The following is a 23,069-nucleotide window of genomic DNA, read 5'->3' as shown; positions in this document are numbered from 1 at the left end:
CCGGTCGCGCCATTTTTTGGCAAGGACGCCATTTGAATCAGATAAACTCTTCAAATAAGAGCAAATATTATGCTGGAAGAGCAGATTGCGGGGCTGGATGGGCGTTTGGCGAAGCATGTTGAAACGCCCGCGTCATTATGTGCAGGCATCGCCGGATGCATGATAATGAAATTGTTGTTATAAGTGGCTGCAATAAATGCAATGCCGATTATAATAACCATGTTTGCCGCATGGTGATATTGAAATGAAAATACGCAGATATTCCAGATATTAATTCAGGCGTGAGCGTAGTATTACTTACGTGTTTTTACTTATTATTTTGGGCCGCCTGTTTATTCTTTCTCTGGCAGGCCGCGGGGGGCAGCGGCTCATGCATGCCACTGTTGCTGGCAGGACGCGCAAAACGCCGCCGGGCCGCTGCTGCATCGCACAAGCTGCCTGTACTTCGCTATAATTGCGCGGTTAAAACACCATCCGCTAATGAGGAACCCCATGAGTTTGAATAACGTCTCTTCCGGCCGCGACCTGCCGAACGATTTCAACGTCGTCATCGAAATCCCGATGAATGCCGATCCGATCAAGTACGAAGTCGACAAGGAAAGCGGCGCGATCTTCGTCGATCGCTTCATGGGTACCGCCATGCATTACCCGTGCAACTACGGCTACGTGCCGAACACCCTGTCGCCGGACGGCGACCCGGTCGACGTGCTGGTCATCACCCCGTTCCCGCTGATCCCGGGCGTGGTCGTGCGCTGCCGTCCTATCGGCGTGCTGAAAATGACCGACGAGTCGGGCGAAGACGCGAAAGTGCTGGCCGTGCCAGTCGACAAGGTCCTGTCGATCTACAGCCACTGGCAAAAGCCGGAAGACTTGAACGAACTGCGTTTGCGCCAGATCCAGCATTTCTTCGAGCACTACAAAGATCTGGAAAAAGGCAAATGGGTCAAGATCGACGGCTGGTATGGCCCTGAAGTGGCCAAGGAAGAAATCCTGGGCGGCGTCGCCGCCTACAAGGCAGATGCCGCAAAAGCATAAGAGCACCCAGTAAGAAAAACGCTCCCCGCCAGTCATGGCCGGGAGCGTTTTTTTATGCGCGAAACGGGCTGTGCTCGTTCAATTCATCGAGGTAGGCGTCGATGCCGCCCCGTTCCCGTTCGAGGAAGCGCTGCACGGCGTCCGCAAAGGCCGGGTGCGCCAGCCAGTGGGCGGACCAGGTCTTTTGCGGCAGGAAGCCGCGCGCCATCTTGTGCTCGCCCTGGGCGCCGCCCTCGAAGGTGGCAATGCCGTTGGCGATGCAAAATTCCAGCGGCTGATAGTAAGCCGTCTCGAAATGCAGGCACGGTACGTGCTCGAGCGCGCCCCAGTAGCGGCCATACAGGGTGTCGGCCGTGTGGATCACCAGCGAGGCGGCGATGGCCCGGCCGTCGCGCTCGGCGATCACCAATAAAATGTTTTGCGGCATGCTGGCGGCTATGCGCTGGAAGAAGTCCAGGCTCAGATAGGGCGAGGAGCGGTGCTCGGCATAGGTATTGCTGTAGCAGCGGTGGAACAGCTTCCAGTCGGCGTCCGTGGCGTCCATGCCGCGCACCTGGCGCATGGTCACGCCCGCTTCCCGCACCTTGCGCCGCTCGGCGCGGATATTCTTGCGCTTCTTGTGTTCCAGGGTGGCGAGGAATTGCTCGAAATCCGTGTAGCCGGGATTGAGCCAGTGAAACTGCACGCCACTACGCATCAGGTAGCCGGCCTGCGCCAGCTGGCGCGCCTCGCTTTCCGGTGGGAACAGGATGTGGCAGGACGTCACGTCGCTGGCCTGTTGCTGGGCTTGCAAAAAGGCCAGCAGGGCGGCGCGCGCTTCGCCATCGCGGGCCAGCAAACGCGTGCCGCTGACGGGCGTAAAGGGAATAGCGGACAGCAGTTTCGGGTAATATTCGAGGCCATGCTGCTGATAGGCATCGGCCCAGGCCCAGTCGAACACGTATTCGCCATACGAGTGCATCTTCAGGTACAGGGGCAGGGCGGCGGCCAGGGTCTCGCCTTGCCACAGCACCAGGTAATTCGGCTGCCAGCCCGTGTCTGCGCTGGCGCAGCCGGACTCGTGCAGCGCATGCAAAAAGGCGTAGGAAAGGAAGGGATTCGCATCCGCCTGGCGCGCCAGCAGTTCAGACCAGGTCGCTTCGCCAATTTCAGCCAGGGTAGTGACGATAGCCGTGCGATAATTCATTGTTGTAGTGTGCATTCATCACTCTCGGGGCGCCGCCGTCGGTCTGCGCGCCCCTGTCTTGTTTAATAGAACGAAATATCCATCATCATCATGACAGTCAAAGTCGCAATTGCTCAAATGAATAGTACGGTCGGCGATCTGGCCTGCAACCGTGCCAAGATCTTCGACCTTTCCCGCCGCGCCTTTGAAGCGGGCGCCGATATCGTCCTGACGCCGGAACTGTCGCTGGTCGGCTATCCACCCGAGGACTTATTGCTGCGCAATGCATTCTACGCAAAAACGCAGGAAGCGTTTGCGGGGCTGGCGGCCGACCTGGCGCAGTTCAAGGATTTGCACGTGGTGGTGGGCGTGCCGCTGCAGGACGAGAAGGGCGTGCGCCACAATGCCGCCTCCGTGCTGCTGAACGGTGAAGTGCTGGGCACCTACCGCAAGCACGATTTGCCGAACACCACCGTATTCGATGAAAAACGCTACTTCACGTCGTCGGACCAGGCTTTCGTGTTCGGCGTGAAGGGCGTGCGTTTCGGCATCACTATCTGCGAAGACACGTGGTTCGAGCATGCGCCGATGCGCGCCCGCGCGGCCGGCGCGCAAGTGCTGCTGGTGCCGAACGGCTCGCCGTACCATATGAACAAGCAGCATCTGCGCTATGAAACCATGCGCAGGAACGTCAGCGCGCAAGGCATGGCTCTTGTGTACGCCAACCTGGTCGGCGGCCAGGATGAACTGATTTTCGACGGCGACTCGTTCGTCATGGATGCGGCCGGCACGATCTGCGCCCAGCTGCGCCATTTCGAGGAAGACTTGCAACTGGTCGAGTTCGACGGTGCCACGCCCGTGCCGCAGCCGCTGGCCGCCCCGTTGACCACCGAGGCGCAGGTGTACCAGGCGCTGGTGCTGGGCGTGCGCGACTATATAGTCAAGAACGGTTTTCCTGGCGTGCTGATCGGCATGTCGGGCGGCGTCGATTCCGCGCTGACCCTGGCCATCGCCGTCGATGCGCTGGGCGCCGACAAGGTGCGCGCCGTGATGATGCCGTCGCAGTTCACGGCCGATATCTCGTGGATCGATTCGCGCGACATGGTAAAACGCCTCGATGTGCGCTACGATGAAATTCCGATCAAGCAAACCTTCGATGCCTTCCGCGCCACCCTGGCGGACGAGTTCGCGGGACTGGCGGAAGACGCGACGGAAGAAAACATCCAGGCGCGCATCCGCGGCACCCTGCTGATGGCCCTGTCGAACAAGCATGGCAGCATCGTTTTGACGACGGGCAACAAGAGCGAGATGGCGGTCGGTTATTGCACGCTGTACGGCGACATGGCGGGCGGCTTTGCCGTGATCAAGGATATCGCCAAGACGCTGGTGTACCGTTTATGCGCGTATCGTAACAGCGTGTCGGACGTGATCCCCGAGCGCATACTGACGCGCGGACCGTCGGCCGAGTTGCGCGCCGACCAGCTGGACCAGGATTCCCTGCCGCCGTATGACGTACTCGACGGCATCATGCAGCTGTACATGGAAGAAAACCGGCCGATCGCCGAGATTATCGAGGCTGGCTACCCGCCGGCCGATGTGGCCCGGGTCACGCGCCTGATCAAGATCAATGAATACAAGCGGCGCCAGTCGCCAGTGGGCATCCGCGTCACGCACCGTGGCTTCGGCCGCGACTGGCGCTATCCCATTACGTCGAAGTTTTACGAATAACGTGGGGAACCCCGCCAAACCTACTGCGCAGCTCACTACCGGGCATCCGTTGCTCACCGTACTAAAGTACGGCTCCGCTACTCAACCCGGTATTGAACTTGCTCGCTACGGTTTTGCGGGGTCCCGTTAAGCCAGCTAATGAAGAACTGACGATTATCAATAAGGAGAAAGCCATGAAACAGATTACCGCCATCATCAAACCATTCAAGCTCGACGAAGTACGCGAAGCGCTGGCCGATGTGAACGTGACGGGCTTGACCGTGACGGAAGTGAAGGGCTTTGGCCGCCAGAAGGGCCATACCGAGCTGTACCGTGGCGCCGAGTACGTGGTTGACTTCTTGCCGAAAGTTAAAGTCGAAGTGGTGGTGGACGACAGCGTGTCGGAACTGGTAGTCGACGCCATCATCAAGGCAGCCCGCACGGGCAAGATCGGCGACGGCAAGATCTTCGTGCGCGACGTGGAACAGGTCATCCGTATCCGCACGGGCGAGACGGGTCCGGACGCCGTCTAAGTTTTTGCTGGCGGCTACGGCAACAATGGTGTCGGATTACGGCTCTTCGAGCCTGATCCGACCTACGCCTGATATACGTCGATACGCGTAGGTCGGCTTAGCGCGCCAGCGCGTAAGCCGACACTGCTGAGCCACCCAAGCTGCCGGATTGCGCATCAGCGCCCCAGCCGCATGTCGAATTTCCAGCAGATCAGGCGCAGGATCGTGATGCCGCTGGCGCTGGTCCACAGCGCGAAGTCGTGCTCGGCGCCGAAGTGCATCTGCAATAAGTAAGCCCAGCAGCCGAAGAAGGCGCAGATGGCGTAGGGTTTGCCGTCACGAAACACCATCGGCACTTCGTTGCAGACAATGTCGCGCATCACGCCGCCGAAAATCCCCGTAATCACCCCCATCATCGACGCAATAAAGATCGGCATGCCGGCGCGCATCGCTTCGGCCACGCCGGCGATGGCGAACATGCCCAGGCCGATGGCATCGGCGATGACGATCAGGCGTTCCGAGACGATCTGCCGCAAATGCTGGATCAGGGGCGCGGCCGTCAGGGCCAGCACGAAGATCAGGATCGCATACTCCTGGTGCGAGACCCAGAACAGGGGCCGCTTGTCGAGCAGGATGTCGCGCAACGTGCCCCCGCCGAACGCCGTGATGAAGGCCACGACGAATACGCCGACCAGGTCCATGCGCTTGCGGCGCGCTTCGATGAAGCCGGAAAACGCGCCCACCAGGATGGCGATGACCTCAATGATCTTGATCAGCGAGCCAGGCGGCAGTTGGGGTGGCATCATGGGTGGAGCGCGTGCACGAGACGCTAAGCAGGAAATAATTGTCACAGGTTAACATGACACGGCCCCGAATGGTGACAAACGGGGCCGTGTGCAGTGCGGAACGTGTGACGGAATGGTAATTCCTTGCTGGCAAGCCTAACGGATGGGCTGCAGGGCTGCCGAGAGCAGCACGACGAGGGCGCCATCGCCCCCTTCGGAGCGGCGCGCCTGGCAAAAGGCGATGACTTCATCCTTTTGCACGAGCCAGCTGTGCACCATCGATTTCAAGACCGGTTCCTGGCCTTTCGAGCCAAACCCCTTGCCGTGGATCACGCGCACGCAGCGCAGCTTGCGCCGTGTCGCCTGGTTCAAAAAGGCGCCGATGCCGTCGCGCGCCTCGTCGCGGCGCAAGCCGTGCAAGTCCAGCTCATCCTGGATGGGCCAGTGGCCCTTGCGCATCTTCTTGACCACGTCCGGTCCCACGCCGGGGCGGGCGTAGTTCAGGGCCGGATCGTTTTCCAGGTAATGGTCGACTTCGAACAAGTCCGACAGCGACTCGCGCAGCACGGCTGCATCGTCCTCTTCCGGGGACAACTTGCGCGCGGGCTGCTGGACGCTTGCCGCGCCCGCCTTGGGCAGGCTGGGCACGTAGCGGTCCGACTCGGGCAGGCGCTTGACGCCGCCGATGCTGGCCTTGAACAGATTGCTTTCCACGGCCTGCACCTTGGCCTGTTGGGCGCGCGCCGCTTGCTCGGCTGCGCGCGCATCGGCCTGTTCCTTGAGCTGCTTGCTGACCGCTTTCAGGTCGGCAAAGTCTTTCATCGACGCCATGCGACGCTTACTCCTGGCCTTCCAGGTAGCGCTGGGCGTCCAGTGCTGCCATGCAACCCGTACCGGCGCTGGTGATGGCCTGGCGGTAGATATGGTCTTGCACGTCGCCGGCGGCAAACACGCCAGGTGCGCTGGTGGCGGTGGCCATGCCTTCCAGGCCCGTCTTGGTCTTGATGTAGCCGTTGTGCATGTCCAGCTGGCCTTCGAAGATGCCCGTGTTCGGCTTGTGGCCGATGGCGATGAAGACGCCATGCACGCTCAAAGCTTCGACCTTGCCGTCGATGGTCGACTTGATGTTCAGGCCCGTCACACCGCCTTCGTTGCCCGTCACTTCGTCCAGAGTGTGGTTATATTTCAACACAATCTTGCCCTCGGCAACCTTGGCGTTCAGGCGGTCGATCAGGATCGCTTCGGCGCGGAACTTGTCGCGGCGGTGGATCAGGGTGACCTTATTGGCGATGTTCGACAGGTACAGCGCTTCCTCGACGGCCGTGTTGCCGCCGCCGACGACGGCCACTTCCTGGTTGCGGTAGAAGAAGCCATCGCAGGTGGCGCAGGCGGACACGCCCTTGCCCATGAATTCCGCTTCCGACGGCAAGCCCAGGTATTGTGCGGATGCGCCCGTGGCGATGATCAGCGTGTCGCACGTGTATTCGTGGCTGTCGCCCTTCAGGCGGATCGGCTTTTCATTGAGGAAGGTGGTGTGGATGTGGTCAAAAACGATTTCCGTATTGAAACGCTCGGCATGCTGCAGCAAACGCTGCATCAGGTCCGGGCCTTGCACGCCCATCGGGTCGCCGGGCCAGTTTTCCACGTCGGTGGTGGTCATCAACTGGCCGCCTTGTTCCACGCCGGTGACCAGCATCGGGTTCAGGTTGGCGCGGGCGGCGTAGACGGCGGCGCTGTAGCCGGCTGGGCCGGAGCCGAGGATCAAAACGCGGGCGTGTTTGGTAGTGGTCATGGGAGGCTTCTCTATGAGTGGGGTCTGTCCGAATTGGGGGCATACGCGCGAAGAACAAGGGCGCATTGCGCTTGCGCAATCAATCCTCGATTATAGACCAAGCCGCCTGCAGCGACGAATCGTGGGGCCGTCCGGGGCATATATGGCTTAGAATACTTCCTTATTATGGGAAATTCCCTTTCAGAAACATTTTTCACCTTGCAGCGCTTCCCAGAATGACTAAACCAGCCCAGGCCAATCAAAATAGCTACACCCGAAAACCGGTCGAACGCCGGCCCTTGCCCAACCGGCTGGTACGGCTGCTGTCCGAGGCGCGCTGGTTCGCGCTGGCCGCGTTTGCCCTGTATTTCGTGCTGATACTGGCCAGCTTCAACAAGCTCGACCCCGGCTGGTCGCATGCCACCAATGTCGACAAGGTGGCCAACCTGGGCGGCAAGCTCGGCGCGACCTTCTCCGATCTGCTGCTGTATATCTTCGGCTTTTCCGCCTGGTGGTGGTGTGTCTGGCTGCTGCGCACCGTGTGGAATGGCTATCGCCGCCTGAGTAAGCGCTTCCTGCTGGAAGAGGAAGAGGTGGAGCGCGAGCACCATGTCGAGATGCTGATCCGCATCGTCGGCTTCTCCATCATGCTGATCGGCAGCATGGGCCTTGAATACCTGCGCATGGCGAAGAGCCTGCACGTGCAGCTGCCGCGCGACCCGGGCGGCGTGCTGGGCCAGCTGGCGGGGCATTCGGCCCACGTGGCCTTCGGCTTCACCGGCGCTACTTTATTACTGCTGCTGCTGTTCGGCCTGGGATTTTCCCTGTTCTTCCACGTTTCTTGGCTGCAAGTAGCCGAACGCATCGGCGGCGCCATCGAAGACGTTTTCAACTGGTTCGTGCTGCGCTATCAGGACCGCGAAGACCGCCGCCAGGGCGAAGTGGCTGCCGTGCGCCGCGACGAAGTGGTGGTCATCGAACGGGCCAAGCACGTGGAAAAGCACGTGGCTGCGCCGCCCGTCAAGATCGAGCCGCAAGTGGTGACCGTGGTGAAATCCGAGCGCGTGGAAAAGGAGCGCCAGGCGCATTTGTTCGAGGGGCTCGGCGATGGCAAGCTGCCGCCGCTGTCCTTGCTCGACGAAGCGCCGCCCGTGGTGGAAACGGTATCCGTGGAAACCCTGGAATTCACGAGCCGCCTGATCGAAAAGAAATTATCGGACTTTGGCGTGGATGCCAAGGTAGTGGCCGCTTACCCCGGCCCCGTCGTGACGCGCTATGAAATCGAGCCGGCCACGGGCGTCAAGGGCAGCCAGATCGTGGGCCTGGCGCGCGACCTGGCCCGTTCGCTGTCGCTCACCTCGATCCGCGTCGTGGAAACCATTCCCGGCAAGAATTACATGGCCTTGGAATTGCCGAATACCAAGCGCCAGATCGTGCGCCTGACGGAAATCCTCGGCTCCAAGGTCTACAACGATGGCGTGTCCAGCCTGACGATTGCGCTGGGCAAGGATATCGCCGGCAAGCCCGTCGTGGCCGATCTCGCCAAGATGCCCCACTTGCTGGTGGCCGGCACTACCGGTTCCGGCAAGTCCGTCGGCATCAATGCGACGATTTTGTCGCTGCTGTACAAGTCCGACCCGCTCGACGTGCGGCTGATCCTGATCGATCCGAAGATGCTGGAAATGTCCGTCTACGAAGGCATCCCGCACTTGCTGGCGCCCGTGGTGACGGACATGCGCCAGGCGGGCCATGCACTGAACTGGGCCGTGAACGAGATGGAACGCCGCTACAAGCTGATGAGCAAGATGGGCGTGCGTAACCTGGCCGGCTACAACGCGAAGATTGCCGACGCGAAAAAGCGCGAAGAGCACATCCCGAATCCGTTCAGCCTGACGCCGGACTCGCCGGAACCGCTGGAAAAACTGCCGACCATCGTCATCATCATCGACGAGCTGGCCGATCTGATGATGGTGGTGGGTAAAAAGGTCGAGGAATTGATCGCGCGTATCGCGCAAAAGGCCCGCGCCGCCGGTCTGCACTTGATTCTGGCCACGCAGCGCCCATCTGTAGACGTGATCACGGGGCTGATCAAGGCGAACATTCCGACGCGTATCGCCTTCCAGGTCTCGTCGAAGATCGACTCGCGCACCATTCTCGACCAGATGGGCGCGGAAACGCTGCTGGGCATGGGCGACATGCTGTACATGCCGCCCGGCACCGGCCTGCCGATGCGCGTGCACGGCGCGTTCGTGTCCGATGAAGAAGTCCACCGCGTCGTCAGCCATTTGAAGCTGCAGGGCGAACCGAATTACATCGAGGGCATCCTCGAAGGCGGTACCCTGGAAGGCGACGGTGCCGAAGGCGGCGCGCCGGGCGAGGGCGGCGGCGAGGCCGATGCCCTGTACGACCAGGCGGTGGCGGTGGTGCTGAAAAACCGCCGCGCCTCGATTTCGCTGGTGCAGCGTCATTTGCGCATCGGCTACAACCGCGCGGCCCGTCTGCTTGAGCAGATGGAGCAGAGCGGGGTGGTATCAACCATGCAATCCAATGGCAACCGGGACATTCTGGTGCCGGCGGCGAGTAGCGAACAAGGGTAAAACAGTATGAAGAACACGACTTTCGCAGCAAAAATGATCATCGGCGCGGCCAGCGTCGCCTGCAGCCTGCTGTTCGCGGCCAGCGCCTCGGCCAGCGCGCTGGAGCAATTCAAGAGCTTTGCGGCCGGCACCAAGTCGGCCAAGGGCGAGTTCGTGCAGCGCCAGGTCAAGAAGGCCGATGCCAGCGGTAAGGCGAAAGTGTCGACGCCCGCCAGCGGCACCTTCGAGTTCGCCCGTCCGGGCAAGTTCATCTGGACGTATCTGAAACCGTACGAGCAGTTGCTGCAGGCCGATGGCGACAAGCTGTATATCTACGACAAGGATTTGAGCCAGGTGACTGTCAAGAAACTGGGCGACGCGCTCGGTTCCTCGCCGGCCGCCATCTTGTTCGGCAGCAACGACCTGGAAAAGAATTTTACCCTGGCCGAAGCGGGTACGCGCGATGGCCTGGAATGGCTGAAAGCGACGCCGAAAGCAAAGGACACGACCTTCGACGAAATCAGCATCGGCCTGCGCAACGGCGTGCCGGAAGCGATGGAGTTGCGCGACTCGTTCGGCCAGACGTCGGTGCTGGCGTTCAAGAATTTCCAGAAAAATCCGGCGCTGGCCGCGAACCATTTCAAATTCGTGATGCCTAAAGGCGCGGACGTGATCAACAACTAAGTTTTTCACGTGCTGTTTTTTTGACCGGCCTCGCACCATGCGGGGCCTTTGCATTCTTACCCGGTACATATTATGGCGGATCTCTTTTCCACCGCACCGCGCCAGCCGCTGGCCGAAGCCTTGCGGCCTGCTACCCTCAACGAAGTCATCGGCCAGACGCATCTGCTGGGCGTGGGCAAGCCGCTGCGCCTGGCGTTCGAGGCGGGCAAGGCCCATTCGATGATCTTGTGGGGGCCACCTGGCGTGGGCAAGACGACCTTGGCGCGCCTGATGGCGAACGCCTTCGACAGCGAATTCATCGCCCTGTCGGCCGTGTTCGCGGGCGTGAAAGATATCCGGGCGGCCATGGACCAGGCCCGCCACAGCCTGGACCAGTTCGGCAAACACACCTTGCTGTTCGTCGACGAGATCCACCGGTTTAATAAATCGCAGCAGGATGCCTTGCTGCCCTTCGTCGAGTCGGGTCTGGTGACGTTTATTGGCGCCACCACCGAAAACCCCAGCTTCGAAGTGAACTCGGCGCTGCTGTCGCGCGCGCAAGTGTATGTGTTGAAATCGCTCAACGAAGACGAGATGAAGCAGCTGCTGGCCAAGGCGCAAAGCACGGCGCTGACGCACCTGAGCTTCGACGAGGCGGCGGCCGATACCCTGATCGGCTACGCGGACGGCGACGCCCGCCGTTTTCTCAATCTGCTGGAGCAGGCCGAGACGGCCGCCAGCTCGACGGGGACGACCAAGATCGACGCGGCCTTCGTCGACAATGCGCTGACCCTCAATTCGCGCCGCTTCGACAAGGGCGGCGACAATTTCTATGACCAGATTTCCGCCCTGCACAAGTCCGTGCGCGGTTCGAACCCGGACGCGGCCCTGTACTGGTTTTGCCGCATGATCGACGGCGGCGCCGACCCGCGCTATTTGTCGCGGCGCATCGTGCGCATGGCCTGGGAAGACATCGGCCTGGCCGACCCCCGCGCCTTGACCATGGTCAATGATGCGGCGGAAACGTATGAGCGCCTCGGTTCGCCCGAAGGTGAGCTGGCCTTGGGCCAGGCCGTCATCTACCTGGCGATTGCCGCGAAAAGCAATGCCGGTTACAACGCATTCAATACGGCCATGGCCTTCGTCAAGAAGGATAAATCGAAGGAAGTGCCCGTGCACTTGCGCAATGCGCCGACGAAGCTGATGAAGGAACTCGGTTACGGCCACGCCTACCGCTACGCGCACGACGAGCCCGATGCCTATGCGGCTGGCGAAACGTATTTTCCGGACGGCATGGCGGAACCGGGCTGGTACCAGCCCGTGCCGCGCGGCCTGGAAAGTAAAATAGCCGACAAATTGGCGTGGCTGCGCGAGCTGGACAGGAAAGCAGGAAAACCGGCCGGCAAGGGCTGAATTACAGTCCCAGCAAGCTAAAACCGTCGTCCTGCGGCGCGTAGCCGACCAGCTGGCGCGTCGCGTCGATGGATAGCCGTTTATAACGGTTGTCCGACACCCCATGTACGACGTGGTAGCCGGGCGGCACGTCCGCCGCGATGCAGCAGGCCAGCAGCTGCACCACGTCGCGCTCGCTGATGAAGGCGGCGATGTCGCGCGCGCTGTGCTGTTGACCTGGCGCAAACCGGGCCACGTTGGCGATGCGCACGGCAATGGCCGTCATGCCATGCTGGTGCGCGAAGGCCGACGCCACGCCTTCACCGAAGGCCTTGCTGGCGCCATACATGTTCGCCGGGCGCGCCGGCATGCTTTCGTGTACTTGCACATCGAGCGGATAGCCTTCGATGGCTTGCGCGCTGCTGGCAAACACCACTCTTTTCACTCCCTGTGCCTGCGCCGCGCGGAAGATGTTGTGCGTGCCGACGATGTTCGGCTGCAGCAATTGCGTATCGAAATCGGCGCTGGCGTGCGGCACGCCGGCCAGGTGCAGCACCACGTCGATGTCCATGCAGGCGGCCAGGCAGGCGGCGGAATTGCTGACGTCGAGCTGCATGGACGGGCAGGGCGCCGATGCCAGCCCGTCCGTGTGCAGGTCGGCCAGGCGCAGGGAGAATTCCCCGTGCCGGCGCTTCCAGAAAGCGGTGCCGATGATGCCGGCGGCGCCCGTGACGAGGACGCGCAATGGTTTGTGAGTCATGTATTCCTAGTATTCAGTGTGTGAGGCAGTGCCAGGCTCAGCCAGCGCAGCAGGGCGGGGCGCGGGGCTGCCGTCCCATGCACGCGGATGCGTCCGCTACCGACGGCTTCGACCAGCACCAGGCCGTCATTCGGTATCGTGTAGCGTTCGCCGCTGCGCAGCACGCAATCCTCGAACTGGGCGTAGGCCGTGATCCAGGCCGTGCCGGACAGGCATTCGATGACCCTGGCGCGCGCTTTTTCCAGGCGCAAGGGCCGTTCGCTGCGTAATTCGTGGTCGGTTTGCATGGCATCGCTCCTGTTGTGCTGACAGGAACAGCTTAGGCGCTTGGATAGAACCATGACAGATGCAGGAAACCGAAATTGTCATGCATACAGTGTGCTTCGTCGTACACTGTGCTTGTCAAAAAAACGGGCAACTGTATCTGTGCGTGCCGCGCGCGGCAGCCGCATACTGAAGGGATGAACATGAATGCGCCTTTGAATCTGTACGAGCACCTGGCCAACGAGCTGGGCGCCCTGATCGACGCGCGCGTGTTCGCTCCCGGCGACCGCCTGCCGTCGATCCGCCACCTGGCGCAGCAAAAGCGCATTTCCGTCAGCACCGTGATGCAAGCCTTGCGGCTGATGGAAGACCGGGGGCAAGTCGATGCGCGGCCCCAGTCCGGCTATTTCGTGCGCCACCGCGCGCCGCGCCGGCCCTGCAGTGCCGACGCGCAGCATCTGAAGGAGCCGGCCTTTGTCGGCATCAACAACCTGTTGATGCGCGTGCTGAAGGAAAACGAGGCGCCCGCTATCGTGCAGCTGGGCACGGCCTGGCCGCCCGACGAGATATTGCCCATCAAGCGCATGCAGCGCACCATCAGCGCGGTGGCGCGGCGCGAGCCCGCCTTGTTGAGCAAGGTCAGCTGCTACGACGTCAGCGAAGGCAATTTTTTGCGGCAGGTTGCGCGCCGCGCGCTGGACTGGGGCAAGCTGGACCCGCGCGAGATCGTCGTGACGAATTCCTGCACGGAAGCGATCAGCCTGTGCCTGCGCGCCGTCGCCAAACCGGGCGACACCATCGCCATCGAGTCGGCCACGTATTTCGTGCTGCTGCAGATGATCGAAAGCCTGGGCATGAAGGCGCTGGAAATTCCCACCGACCCGAAGACGGGGCCGTCGCTCGACGCGCTGGAACTGGCCCTGCGCGCCGGCCTCGTGCAGGCTTGCCTGTTCGTGCCGAACGCGAATAATCCCCTGGGCTGCGTCATGCCGGAAACGAACAAGCAGCGCTTGGCGGGCCTGCTGTCGGAGTTCAATATCCCACTGGTGGAAGACGATGTGTATGGCGACCTGTGCTTTGCGCCGCAGCGCCCGTGGCCCGTGAAGGCCTACGATACGAGCGGCAATGTGCTGCTGTGTTCCTCGTTTTCCAAGGCTATCACGCCCGCGTCGCGCGTCGGTTACGTGCTGGCCGGGCGCTACGCGCAGGAAGTGGCCCTGCTGAAAACCGTGTCGAGCGGCGCCACCAGCCATTTCTTCCAGGCCGTGCTGGCCGACTTTTTGGAGGGCAGCAGCTACGACCAGCAGCTGCGCAAGATGCGGCGCACCCTGGTGCAGCGCATCGCGCGCATGTCCGATGCCGTGGCGACCAGCTTTCCGGCGGACTGCATGCTGTCCGAGCCGCAGGGCGGTTTCGTGCTGTGGGTGCAGATGCCGCCGCAGGTCGATGCGCTGGCCCTGCATGGCCAGGCCATCGCCGGCGGCGTGGCCTACATGCCGGGCCAGCTGTTCTCGGCCTCGGGCAAGTTCGGCAATTATCTGCGCCTCAATTGCGGCAATGCGTGGACGCCGCGCATCGAGCAGGCCATCGGCCGGCTGGGCCGCCTGGTGCATGAGGCCTTGTAACTATTCTTTGCGTTTCAGTCCCCGTTTTTCACCGTTCGCTCCCTGTTTTTCGCCGCCGGTCGCAAGCCGGTGGCCTTGTTTGCCGCCGTTGGCTAAAGTAGCACCATACCAGCAGCAGTCAACGACGCAAACTAACCAGGAGTCACATCATGAACGTACTGAAAAACATGGAAATCACCTTTGTCGCCGCCGCCATCATCGCCATCGGCGCCAGCTTCGCCACCGCCGGCGCGAATACCTTGGAAGTGAGCGCCAGCAACACCGTGATCGCCCAGGCCGCCGACAGCAGCATGCCCGTCGTCACCGTCAGCGCCCGCCGCCTGACGGACGCTGAAAAAGCCGCTTTCATTTAAGTATCCGCCGTAAAGCGGGCGAGAGTGCCCGGTCAGGCTGCCATGACGATGGTTGACCTTGCGCAAAACTCATCGAAGTGAACAGGGTCTTGGTACAATGAGTGCTTTCGATACATCGGCACCGCCATCCACCCATGATAGATATCCAACTTCTCCGTAAAGACATCGCCAACGTCGCAGAACGCCTGGCGACGCGCAAATTTCAGCTCGACGTGGCAGGTTTTACCGCCCTCGAAGCCGAACGCAAGGCGATCCAGACGCGCACCGAGGAACTGCAGGGCAAGCGCAACGCGCTGTCCAAGCAAATCGGCATGTTGAAAGGCAAGGGGGAAGACACCTCGGCCGTGATGGCGCAAGTGGCCGGCCTGGGCGATGAACTGAAAGCCGATGAAGCGGCCCTGACCCTGGTGCAAGCCAAGCTGAGCGACTTCATCATGGCCGTGCCGAACCTGCCGCACGAATCGGCACCGGTAGGCACGGACGAGTCGGGCAACGTGGAAGTGCGCAAGGTCGGCACGCCGCGCACGTTTGATTTCGAAGTCAAGGATCACGTCGACGTGGGCGCCCCGCTGGGCCTCGATTTCGAAGTGGCCACCAAGCTGACCGGTTCGCGCTTCTCCGTGATGAAGGGCGGCATCGCCCGTTTGCACCGTGCACTGGCGCAATTCATGCTCAACACGCACGTTGACGAGCACGGCTACACGGAATGCTATACGCCGTACATGGTCAACGCGGATTCGCTGCGCGGCACGGGCCAGCTGCCGAAATTCGAAGCCGATCTGTTTTCGGTGAAAAAAGGCGGCGTGGAAGGCGAGGGCGAGACCTTCTACTTGATCCCGACCTCGGAAGTGTCGCTGACCAACATCGCCCGCGATGAAATCCTGGCGCTCGACCAATTGCCCCTGAAAATGACGGCCCATACGCCATGCTTCCGTTCGGAAGCGGGCAGCTATGGCCGCGACACGCGCGGCATGATCCGCCAGCACCAGTTCGACAAGGTGGAAATGGTGCAAGTGGTGCACCCGGACACCTCGTACCAGGTGCTGGAAGAAATGGTCGGCCACGCGGAAACGATCTTGCAACGCCTGGGCCTGCCGTACCGCGTGATGTCGCTGTGCACGGGCGATATGGGCTTTACTGCCAGCAAGACCTTCGACCTGGAAGTGTGGCTGCCGGCGCAAAACACCTACCGTGAAATCTCGTCCCTGTCGAACACGGAAGCCTTCCAGGCCCGCCGCATGCAGGCACGTTTCCGCAACGCCGCCGGCAAACCGGAACTGGCGCACACCCTGAACGGCTCCGGCCTGGCAGTGGGCCGCACCCTGGTCGCGGTGCTGGAAAACTACCAGCAAGCGGACGGCAGCGTCGAAATCCCGCCAGTGCTGCGCCCGTACATGGGCGGCCTGACGCATCTGAAGGCGTAAAAAAGACCAGGCAGCTTGCTGCAATGGAAGGCTTAAAATAGTCCTTCCATTTTTTCAGGCGGCTGCTATAATCTTGCCTTCTCGCAGCAATGCGGGAAAAGACCGCAGTAAATGGAGAGGTGGCAGAGTGGTCGAATGTACTTGACTCGAAATCAAGCGTACGTTAAATCGTACCGTGGGTTCGAATCCCACCCTCTCCGCCAGAACAAATAGAGAAAGCTCCCGCAAGGGAGCTTTTTTTATTTGTGGCGGCGAAGAGGAGTACGCCCCCTGCGGGGCGTACGCGTGGGATTCGAAGCCCCGCGCATATTTGCGCGGGGCTCTCCGAATCGCCCAATTGGTTTTTACGCGTGCGCCAAGGCGGCAGCTTCGAAGACGAGCGCGTACTCGCGCGAGGCTCCCCGAATCGTCCAATTGGTTTTTCGGATTGGCACCCAGCATTGAGTTACAAATCACCAATAAACCCCTACCCAACCCAACAACACCCATGCTAAAATAGCGCCTCGTTCAAACAGGCATGCCAGTTTGAATGAATAGACCGCAGTAAACGGAGAGGTGGCAGAGTGGTCGAATGTACTTGACTCGAAATCAAGCGTACGTTAAATCGTACCGTGGGTTCGAATCCCACCCTCTCCGCCAGAATACATAAGAGAAGCTCCCGCAAGGGAGCTTTTTTTATTAGCGATGCCAAAAGCCTGAGACGTATCAATGCAGGTAGAAAAACCGCCCAAAGCGCGCAGCGCAAGGCGTTTTTTTCCATTCAGGCCTTGAAAGCCAGCGCCCCACTAACGTAACCCAAGCTAGTGCACCAGCCTCGCCACCGCAAACACTACAGCTGACGTAGCAATCATCGTCCCCACGCACCATAAAATCATGGCCAATCTGGCCGCAGCCACATCGCTTTTGGTCGCGTAATCGGCATGCTCCATTTTCATATCCGCCGTATCCCGCTCCTGTGTGTCGCCCCATCCGCTCATGACAGTATCCTCCTCATTACCCACTCCATGCTCCGCGCTTCTTTCAGCGCTGTCAAACCGTGTCACGAGGGTATCGTGCACGGTCCGGCTATTGCGCTGTCGCATATCTGGCCTCAACAGCTGCCCCCCACCTTGACCCCGTTCAGCCTATGTTAATCTACCCCCTCCCATCCCGACCCCACCCATAAAAGCAATGAGCCGATTCTGGAGCAACATCGTCAGCGAGCTGACCCCCTACGTCCCCGGCGAGCAGCCGAAACTGCCCGACCTGGTGAAACTCAACACCAACGAAAACCCCTACGGCCCGTCGCCGCAGGTGCTGGCAGTATTGCGCGACGCGGCCAACGACAGCCTGCGCCTGTATCCCGATCCCACCGCCAGCGAACTGAAGCAAACCCTGGCCGCCTACCACGGCCTCAGCAGCGACCAAGTGTTTGTGGGCAACGGTTCCGACGAAGTGCTGGCGCTGGCCTTCATGGCCTTGCTCAAGCACGATGCGCCCTTGCTGTTCCCGGACATCAGCTACAGTTTCTATCCCGTGTATTGCAAGCTGTACGGCATCGATTACCGCACGGTCGCGCTCGACGAGGCCATGCGCATCCGTCCTGAAGACTACCGGGGGCCGTGCGGCGCCATCATCTTCCCGAATCCCAACGCGCCCACGGGCGTGGACTTGCCGCTGGCCGGCGTGGAAACCTTGCTGCGCGACCATCCCGACGCCGTGGTCGTGGTCGATGAAGCGTACGTGGATTTCGGCGGCGAGAGCGCCGTGGCCCTGATCGACAAGTATCCGAACTTGCTGGTGGTGCAGACGTTCTCGAAATCGCGTTCGCTGGCCGGCTTGCGCGTCGGCTGCGCCTTCGGGCATGCGGACCTGATCGAGGCGCTGGAGCGCGTGAAGAACAGTTTCAACTCGTATCCGCTGGATAGGCTGGCCCTGGCCGGCGCCGTCGCTTCGCTGCACGACGAAGCGTATTTCCAGCAGACGCGCCAGGCCGTCATCGCCAGCCGCGAACAGCTGGCGGCGGACCTGGCGGCGCTGGGCTTCGAAGTGCTGCCGTCGGTGGCCAATTTCATCTTTGCCCGCCACCCGCAGCATGATGCGGCGCAACTGGCGGCCGGCTTGCGCGCCAAGTCGGTGATCGTGCGCCATTTCAACGCTCCGCGCATCAGCCAGTATTTGCGCATCAGCATCGGCAATCCGGCTGAGTGCGCGGCGTTGATGGCGGCATTGTGCGCAGTGCTGTGACGCCATGCTGACCTTCGTCCCTGCCAGCATCGCCGATGGCGAGGCGCTGGCCAGCCTGCGCGTGGCCGCCATGCGCGACAGCCTGGAGCGCATCGGCCGCTATGATCCGCAGCGCGCGCGCCAGCGTTTCCTGTCCACCTACGACCCCGATTGCACCTGGCAGTTGCGCCATGGCGGCGCGCTGGCCGGCTTCTATGTGTTGCGCCCGCAAGCGGATTATTTGCTGCTCGACCACCTCTACCTGGCGCCGGAATGCCAGCGGCAAGGCATGGGCGCGGCCGTGCTGGCGCGCGTGTTTGCCGAGGCCGATGCGGCCCGCAAGAGCGTGCGCGTGGGCGCCTTGCGCGGTAGCGAGGCGAACCGCTTCTATGTGCGTCACGGCTTCGTGCCGGACGGCGAGGAAGAGTTCGACCTGTATTATCGGCGCGCTCCTGCGCCTTGATGCTGCCGGCGGCGACTGTTTGTGCAACAATAATCGGATTCATTCATCGACAGGACGGACAAAATGGCAAAAGTGGCATTCATCGGTTTGGGCGTCATGGGTTTCCCTATGGCAGGTCACCTGGCGGCGGGCGGGCACGACGTCACCGTGTACAACCGCAACCCGGCCCGCGCGGCCGCCTGGCTGGAGCAATACAAGGGCAGCAGCGCCGCCACGCCGGCCACCGCCGCTGCGGGTGCCGAGTTCGTCTTCACCTGCATCGGCAACGATAACGATCTGTATCAAGTGATCCTGGAAGAGGGCGGCTTGCTGTCCACCATGACGCCGGGCAGCGTCCTGATCGACCATACGACGGCGTCGGCCGAAGCGGCGCGCACCATCCACGCGGCGGCGAAGGAGAAGGGCGTGTTCTTCCTCGACGCGCCCGTGTCCGGCGGCCAGGCGGGGGCGGAAAACGGCAAGCTGACCGTGATGGTGGGCGGCGATGCGGAAGCATATGCACGTGCCGAGCCCGTCATCGCCCTGTTCTCGCGCGCCGTCACCTACATGGGCGCTTCCGGTTCCGGCCAGCTCACAAAAATGGTCAACCAGATCTGCATCGCGGGCCTGGTGCAAGCCTTGAGCGAGGGCATTGCCTTTGCGGAAAACGCGGGCCTTGATGCGGCGCTGGTGGTCGACGTGATTTCCAAGGGCGCGGCGCAGTCGTGGCAGCTGGAAAACCGCGGCAAGACCATGATAGCGCGCAAGTTCGACTTCGGTTTCGCCGTCGACCTGATGCGCAAGGACCTGGGCATCTGTCTCGCCGAAGCGAAACGCAACGGCAGCGACTTGCCCGTGACCACCTTGACGGACCAGTTCTATGGCGAAGTGCAGCAGGCGGGCGGCAACCGTTACGACACGTCCAGCCTGATCACTCGCTTGAACAAAAAGTAACTTTTTAACTCTTAAGTAAAGAGCGGCGCGTCCCTGCCCAGGGCCGCGCCGCTTGTCGTTTACGGTGCCGGCATCATTAAAACGTCAGTTTCCGGAACATCTGGTTTCGATTTTCATGGAAAAGCATGGACTTCGCTAGCTCATCGTGTATTATTAAAAAACGAGATGAAATGTCCCAATTTTTAAAACATTATGAGCGGACCCGCATGAAAACCAACTCCTCAGCGATAACACGCGTTGTCGACAAGAACATCCCCTATTTGTCTTCCGCCATCGCCATCTGGCGGCCCCGCGCCGTGCTGCGCAGCTGGCCCGGCGTGGCCATCGCGCTGGTGATCGCCCTGTCGGCCACCTTTATTTCCAGCAATTACGGCGGCCCCCAGCTGCTGTATGCGCTGTTTTTCGGCCTGGCTTTCCACTTCCTCGCGTCCGACCCCACCTGCAAGCCCGGCATCGAGTTTTGCAGCAAGGTGCTGCTGCGCACGGGCGTGGCCCTGCTGGGGGCGCGCATCACCTTCAATCAGATCGCTTCCGTGGGCGTGACGCCGTTGCTGATCGTCGTCGGCGGCCTGGTGGCGACTTTGGGCTTCGGCTACCTGCTGGCCAAATGGCTGAAACGCCCCATCACGGAAGGCATTTTGTCGGGCGGCTCCGTGGCCATCTGCGGCGCCTCGGCCGCGCTGGCCATCTCGGCCGTGCTGCCGCAAACCAAGGAAAACGAAAAATTCACCCTGTTGACGGTGGTGGGCGTGACCTCGCTGTCCACCCTGGCGATGATCGTCTACCCGCTGCTGGTCAAGCTGCTGGGTTTTGACCCGACGGAGGCGGGCGTGTTCATCGGGGGCACGATTCATGACGTGGCGCAAGTGGTGGGCGCCGGCTACCTGGTCAGCAACCATACGGGCGACGTGGCCACCTTCGTCAAACTGACGCGCGTCGCCTGCCTCGTGCCCGTCGTGCTGGGCCTGTCGATCATGTTCAAGCGCAAGGACGGCAAGAGCGAAGTCGATGCGCCGCCGCTGGTGCCGTTCTTCCTGATCGGCTTTGTCTGGCTCGTCATCACCAACAGCCTGGGCCTGATTCCGCAGGAAGTGAATGGCTGGATCAACAATGCCTCGCGCGCCTGTCTCGTCATCGCCATTGCCGCCCTGGGCGTGAAAACCTCGTTCCAGTCGCTGGCCTCGCTGGGCTGGCGTCCCGTGATCATGCTGGTGATGGAGACGGTGTGGATCGCCGCCTTCGTCGCCATCGCCGTGCTGCTGACGCGCTGAGCGCTGGCTATTCGCCATGAAGATCCTCGTTCTCGGCGCCGGCGTGGTCGGCACGGCATCGGCCTGGTACTTGCGCCAGGCGGGCCACGACGTGCGCGTGCTCGAGCGCCAGGCGGGCGCCGCGCAGGAAACCAGTTTTGCCAACGGCGGGCAGATTTCCGTCTCGCATGCGGAACCGTGGGCGAATCCCGCCACCCTGCGCAAGGTCGTGAGCTGGCTGGGCAAGGACGACGCGCCGCTGCTGTTCCGTCCCCGCCTCGATCCGCTGCAATGGCAGTGGACCTTGCATTACCTGCGCGAATGCCTGCCATCGCGGGTGGCGCGCAATATGCGCCAGATCGTCGCCCTGGCCGAGTACAGCCGCCAGAGCCTGCAAGCCTTGCGCCGCGAGACGGGCATCGCCTATGACCACCTCGAGCGGGGCATTTTGCATTTCTATACGGACCAGCAGGAGTTTGATAAATCGCAAGCGGGCGCCGCGCTCCTGCGCGAACTGGGCTGCCCGCGCAATACCGTCAGCGCCGACGAAGTGATCCGGCTGGAACCGGCCTTGGCCCATGCCCGCCAGCAGATCGTCGGCGGCGACTTCACGGCCAGCGACGAGTCGGGCGATGTGCACTTGTTTACCACGGCCCTGGCCGCGCGCGCGGCGGTCACCGGCGTGGATTTTCAGTACAGCACGACGGTGACGCGGCTGCTGGCCGATGGCGCACGCATCACGGGCGTGGAATGCATCGATGCGCAGGGGCGTCATCGCCTCGAGCATGCGGATGCCGTCGTGGTGGCCATGGGCAGCTTTTCCGCACCGCTGCTGCAGCCGCTGGGCATCCGGCTGATGCTGTATCCGGGCAAGGGCTACTCGGCCACGTATCCGATCATCGACCCCGTCAGCGCACCCAGCGTGTCGCTGACGGACGATGGCCATAAGCTGGTGTTTTCGCGCCTGGGATCGCGCCTGCGCGTGGCCGGCACGTGCGAGCTGAACGGCTACACGCGCGAACTCAACCCCGTGCGCTGCGCCGCCATCACGCGCCGCGTGCAGGCGCTGTTCCCCCACGCCTGCGATTATAGCGATCCCGTCTACTGGGCCGGCTTGCGCCCCCTGACGCCGTCGAACGTGCCCTACATCGGCGCCACGCGCTACCGCCAGCTATTCCTCAACACAGGCCACGGTACCCTGGGCTGGACCATGGGCTGCGGCGCGGGCAGGGCGATCGCCGACCTCGTGTCGGGACGGCGGCCGGAAGTCGATTTTGCGTTTTGCGGCGAAGCCCCCCGGCAAGAGGCCGCGTTGGTTCAACTTAGGAGAGCACCACGATGAGAGACGACGCCACCCCCAGCCATACCCCCGGCGGCCTGACCCTGGCCGGCACCACCTACCAGTCGCGCCTGCTGGTGGGCACCGGCAAATACAAGGACTTCGAGGAGACGCGCCTCGCCATCGAGGAAAGCGGCGCCGAGATCGTCACCGTGACCATCCGCCGGGTGAATATCGGCCAGGAAAAGGGCGAGCCGAACCTGCTCGACTTCATTCCGCCATCGAAATACACGATCCTGCCCAACACGGGCGGCTGCTACAACGCGCGCGACGCCGTCTACACCCTGCAGCTGGCGCGCGAGCTGCTGGGCGGCCACCAGTTGTGCAAGCTGGAAGTGCTGGGCGATGAAAAGACCCTGTTCCCGAACATGCCGGAAACGTTGAAGGCGGCGGAACAGCTGGTGAAGGATGGCTTCCAGGTGATGGTGTATTGCAGCGACGACCCCATCCAGGCGCGCATGCTGGAAGATATCGGCTGCATCGCCGTCATGCCGCTGGCGTCATTGATCGGCTCGGGCATGGGCATACTCAATCCTTGGAACTTGTCGCTGATCATCGAGCAAGCCCGTGTGCCCGTGCTGGTCGATGCCGGTGTCGGCACGGCGTCGGATGCTGCCATCGCCATGGAACTCGGTTGCGACGGCATCTTAATGAATACCGCCATCGCGGCGGCGCGCGAGCCTATCCGCATGGCGCGCGCCATGAAACTGGCAGTGCAGGGCGGACGCGAGGCCTATCTGGCCGGGCGCATGCCCCGGAGAGCGGGCGTCATGAGCGCATCGCCCTCGTCGCCGATGGCCGGGCTGATCGCCTGAGCCGCCGCATTTACCGCAGTCTGCAGCACCGT

General features: G+C 61.9%; 22 protein-coding genes and 2 tRNA genes. 17 read left to right on the top strand and 7 right to left on the bottom strand.

Features of this window, described 5'->3' with window-relative positions; all coding sequences use genetic code 11:
- Positions 1-492: 492 nt before the first annotated feature.
- A complete protein-coding gene (gene ppa / locus AC0V2Y_RS01715) occupies positions 493-1,035 on the top strand; it encodes an inorganic diphosphatase (protein ID WP_086139428.1) in 543 nt (180 codons plus the stop codon).
- 52 nt (positions 1,036-1,087) lie between these two features.
- On the opposite strand, the gene AC0V2Y_RS01710 is transcribed toward ppa, so the two are convergent.
- Entirely contained in the window at positions 1,088-2,221 is a 1,134-nt protein-coding gene (locus AC0V2Y_RS01710; RefSeq protein WP_475413726.1) for a GNAT family N-acetyltransferase, read from the bottom strand.
- A 90-nt stretch (positions 2,222-2,311) separates the two neighbouring features.
- On the opposite strand from AC0V2Y_RS01710, the gene AC0V2Y_RS01705 reads away from it, so the two are divergent.
- Together AC0V2Y_RS01705 and AC0V2Y_RS01700 are read left to right on the top strand one after the other, a co-directional pair.
- Complete coding sequence (locus tag AC0V2Y_RS01705) at positions 2,312-3,928, top strand: NAD+ synthase (RefSeq protein ID WP_475413635.1); 1,617 nt, start codon at positions 2,312-2,314, stop codon at positions 3,926-3,928.
- 173 nt (positions 3,929-4,101) lie between these two features.
- Positions 4,102-4,440, top strand: coding sequence for a P-II family nitrogen regulator (locus tag AC0V2Y_RS01700; protein ID WP_034758685.1), 339 nt, complete (start codon positions 4,102-4,104; stop codon positions 4,438-4,440).
- A 155-nt stretch (positions 4,441-4,595) separates the two neighbouring features.
- On the opposite strand, the gene AC0V2Y_RS01695 is transcribed toward AC0V2Y_RS01700, so the two are convergent.
- From AC0V2Y_RS01695 to trxB, 3 genes are all read right to left on the bottom strand, one after another.
- On the bottom strand, positions 4,596-5,225 hold the full coding sequence (locus tag AC0V2Y_RS01695) for a trimeric intracellular cation channel family protein (protein WP_034786156.1): 630 nt from the start codon (positions 5,223-5,225) through the stop codon (positions 4,596-4,598).
- A 135-nt stretch (positions 5,226-5,360) separates the two neighbouring features.
- Positions 5,361-6,035 carry a Smr/MutS family protein gene (locus AC0V2Y_RS01690; RefSeq protein ID WP_475413634.1) on the bottom strand — a complete coding sequence of 225 codons (675 nt, stop codon included), beginning with the start codon at positions 6,033-6,035 and terminating at the stop codon, positions 5,361-5,363.
- Positions 6,036-6,042: 7 nt separating this feature from the next.
- Positions 6,043-6,996 carry a thioredoxin-disulfide reductase gene (gene trxB / locus AC0V2Y_RS01685; protein WP_034758671.1) on the bottom strand — a complete coding sequence of 318 codons (954 nt, stop codon included), beginning with the start codon at positions 6,994-6,996 and terminating at the stop codon, positions 6,043-6,045.
- Between the two features lie 215 nt (positions 6,997-7,211).
- On the opposite strand from trxB, the gene AC0V2Y_RS01680 reads away from it, so the two are divergent.
- The 3 genes from AC0V2Y_RS01680 to AC0V2Y_RS01670 all read left to right on the top strand — a co-directional run bounded on the left by AC0V2Y_RS01680 (position 7,212) and on the right by AC0V2Y_RS01670 (position 11,627).
- Positions 7,212-9,572, top strand: a complete 2,361-nt coding sequence (locus AC0V2Y_RS01680) for a DNA translocase FtsK (protein WP_475413633.1) — start codon at positions 7,212-7,214, stop codon at positions 9,570-9,572.
- Between the two features lie 6 nt (positions 9,573-9,578).
- On the top strand, positions 9,579-10,235 hold the full coding sequence (gene lolA, locus AC0V2Y_RS01675) for an outer membrane lipoprotein chaperone LolA (protein ID WP_475413632.1): 657 nt from the start codon (positions 9,579-9,581) through the stop codon (positions 10,233-10,235).
- Positions 10,236-10,307: 72 nt separating this feature from the next.
- A complete protein-coding gene (locus AC0V2Y_RS01670; protein WP_425252029.1) occupies positions 10,308-11,627 on the top strand; it encodes a replication-associated recombination protein A in 1,320 nt (439 codons plus the stop codon).
- Position 11,628: 1 nt separating this feature from the next.
- Here the strand turns inward: AC0V2Y_RS01670 and AC0V2Y_RS01665 are convergent, their stop codons facing one another.
- Both AC0V2Y_RS01665 and AC0V2Y_RS01660 read right to left on the bottom strand, forming a co-directional pair.
- Positions 11,629-12,366: an NAD-dependent epimerase/dehydratase family protein gene (locus tag AC0V2Y_RS01665; protein WP_475413631.1), complete on the bottom strand. Its 738-nt coding sequence runs from the start codon at positions 12,364-12,366 to the stop codon at positions 11,629-11,631.
- On the bottom strand, positions 12,363-12,653 hold the full coding sequence (locus tag AC0V2Y_RS01660) for a DUF2917 domain-containing protein (RefSeq protein ID WP_475413630.1): 291 nt from the start codon (positions 12,651-12,653) through the stop codon (positions 12,363-12,365). Before AC0V2Y_RS01660 ends, AC0V2Y_RS01665 begins: the two co-directional genes overlap by 4 nt.
- A gap of 180 nt (positions 12,654-12,833) precedes the next feature.
- Here AC0V2Y_RS01660 and AC0V2Y_RS01655 point away from each other — a divergent pair, with 180 nt between their 5' ends.
- The 5 genes from AC0V2Y_RS01655 (at position 12,834) to AC0V2Y_RS01635 (ending at position 16,671) form a co-directional block, all read left to right on the top strand.
- On the top strand, positions 12,834-14,255 hold the full coding sequence (locus AC0V2Y_RS01655) for an aminotransferase-like domain-containing protein (protein WP_475413629.1): 1,422 nt from the start codon (positions 12,834-12,836) through the stop codon (positions 14,253-14,255).
- 149 nt (positions 14,256-14,404) lie between these two features.
- Complete coding sequence (locus tag AC0V2Y_RS01650; RefSeq protein WP_475413628.1) at positions 14,405-14,608, top strand: hypothetical protein; 204 nt, start codon at positions 14,405-14,407, stop codon at positions 14,606-14,608.
- A gap of 134 nt (positions 14,609-14,742) precedes the next feature.
- A complete protein-coding gene (gene serS, locus AC0V2Y_RS01645) occupies positions 14,743-16,032 on the top strand; it encodes a serine--tRNA ligase (protein ID WP_475413627.1) in 1,290 nt (429 codons plus the stop codon).
- Between the two features lie 113 nt (positions 16,033-16,145).
- Positions 16,146-16,235, top strand: a tRNA-Ser gene (locus AC0V2Y_RS01640).
- 346 nt (positions 16,236-16,581) lie between these two features.
- A tRNA-Ser gene (locus AC0V2Y_RS01635) sits at positions 16,582-16,671 on the top strand.
- Between the two features lie 161 nt (positions 16,672-16,832).
- Here AC0V2Y_RS01635 and AC0V2Y_RS01630 read toward each other — a convergent pair.
- Complete coding sequence (locus AC0V2Y_RS01630) at positions 16,833-17,009, bottom strand: hypothetical protein (protein ID WP_230517721.1); 177 nt, start codon at positions 17,007-17,009, stop codon at positions 16,833-16,835.
- 193 nt (positions 17,010-17,202) lie between these two features.
- Between AC0V2Y_RS01630 and hisC the strand changes: the two genes are divergently transcribed.
- The 6 genes from hisC (at position 17,203) to AC0V2Y_RS01600 (ending at position 23,037) form a co-directional block, all read left to right on the top strand.
- Complete coding sequence (gene hisC, locus AC0V2Y_RS01625; RefSeq protein ID WP_475413626.1) at positions 17,203-18,258, top strand: histidinol-phosphate transaminase; 1,056 nt, start codon at positions 17,203-17,205, stop codon at positions 18,256-18,258.
- 4 nt (positions 18,259-18,262) lie between these two features.
- Positions 18,263-18,700 (top strand): GNAT family N-acetyltransferase, encoded by a 438-nt coding sequence (locus tag AC0V2Y_RS01620; RefSeq protein ID WP_475413625.1) that lies wholly within the window; start codon positions 18,263-18,265, stop codon positions 18,698-18,700.
- Between the two features lie 63 nt (positions 18,701-18,763).
- Positions 18,764-19,633, top strand: coding sequence for an NAD(P)-dependent oxidoreductase (locus AC0V2Y_RS01615; RefSeq protein ID WP_475413624.1), 870 nt, complete (start codon positions 18,764-18,766; stop codon positions 19,631-19,633).
- A 206-nt stretch (positions 19,634-19,839) separates the two neighbouring features.
- Positions 19,840-20,904, top strand: a complete 1,065-nt coding sequence (locus AC0V2Y_RS01610) for a YeiH family protein (RefSeq protein WP_099410684.1) — start codon at positions 19,840-19,842, stop codon at positions 20,902-20,904.
- 16 nt (positions 20,905-20,920) lie between these two features.
- Complete coding sequence (locus tag AC0V2Y_RS01605; protein ID WP_475413623.1) at positions 20,921-22,225, top strand: D-amino acid dehydrogenase; 1,305 nt, start codon at positions 20,921-20,923, stop codon at positions 22,223-22,225.
- The gene (locus tag AC0V2Y_RS01600) at positions 22,222-23,037 is read left to right on the top strand and encodes a thiazole synthase (RefSeq protein ID WP_475413622.1); all 816 of its coding nucleotides are present in this window, start codon (positions 22,222-22,224) and stop codon (positions 23,035-23,037) included. The genes AC0V2Y_RS01605 and AC0V2Y_RS01600 overlap by 4 nt, the downstream gene beginning before the upstream one ends.
- Positions 23,038-23,069: the final 32 nt, after the last annotated feature.

Source organism: Janthinobacterium sp. BHSEK (genome assembly GCF_056174685.1).
The sequence above is the reverse complement of the archived record's forward strand: the minus strand, read 5'-3'. Positions and strand labels throughout refer to the sequence as shown.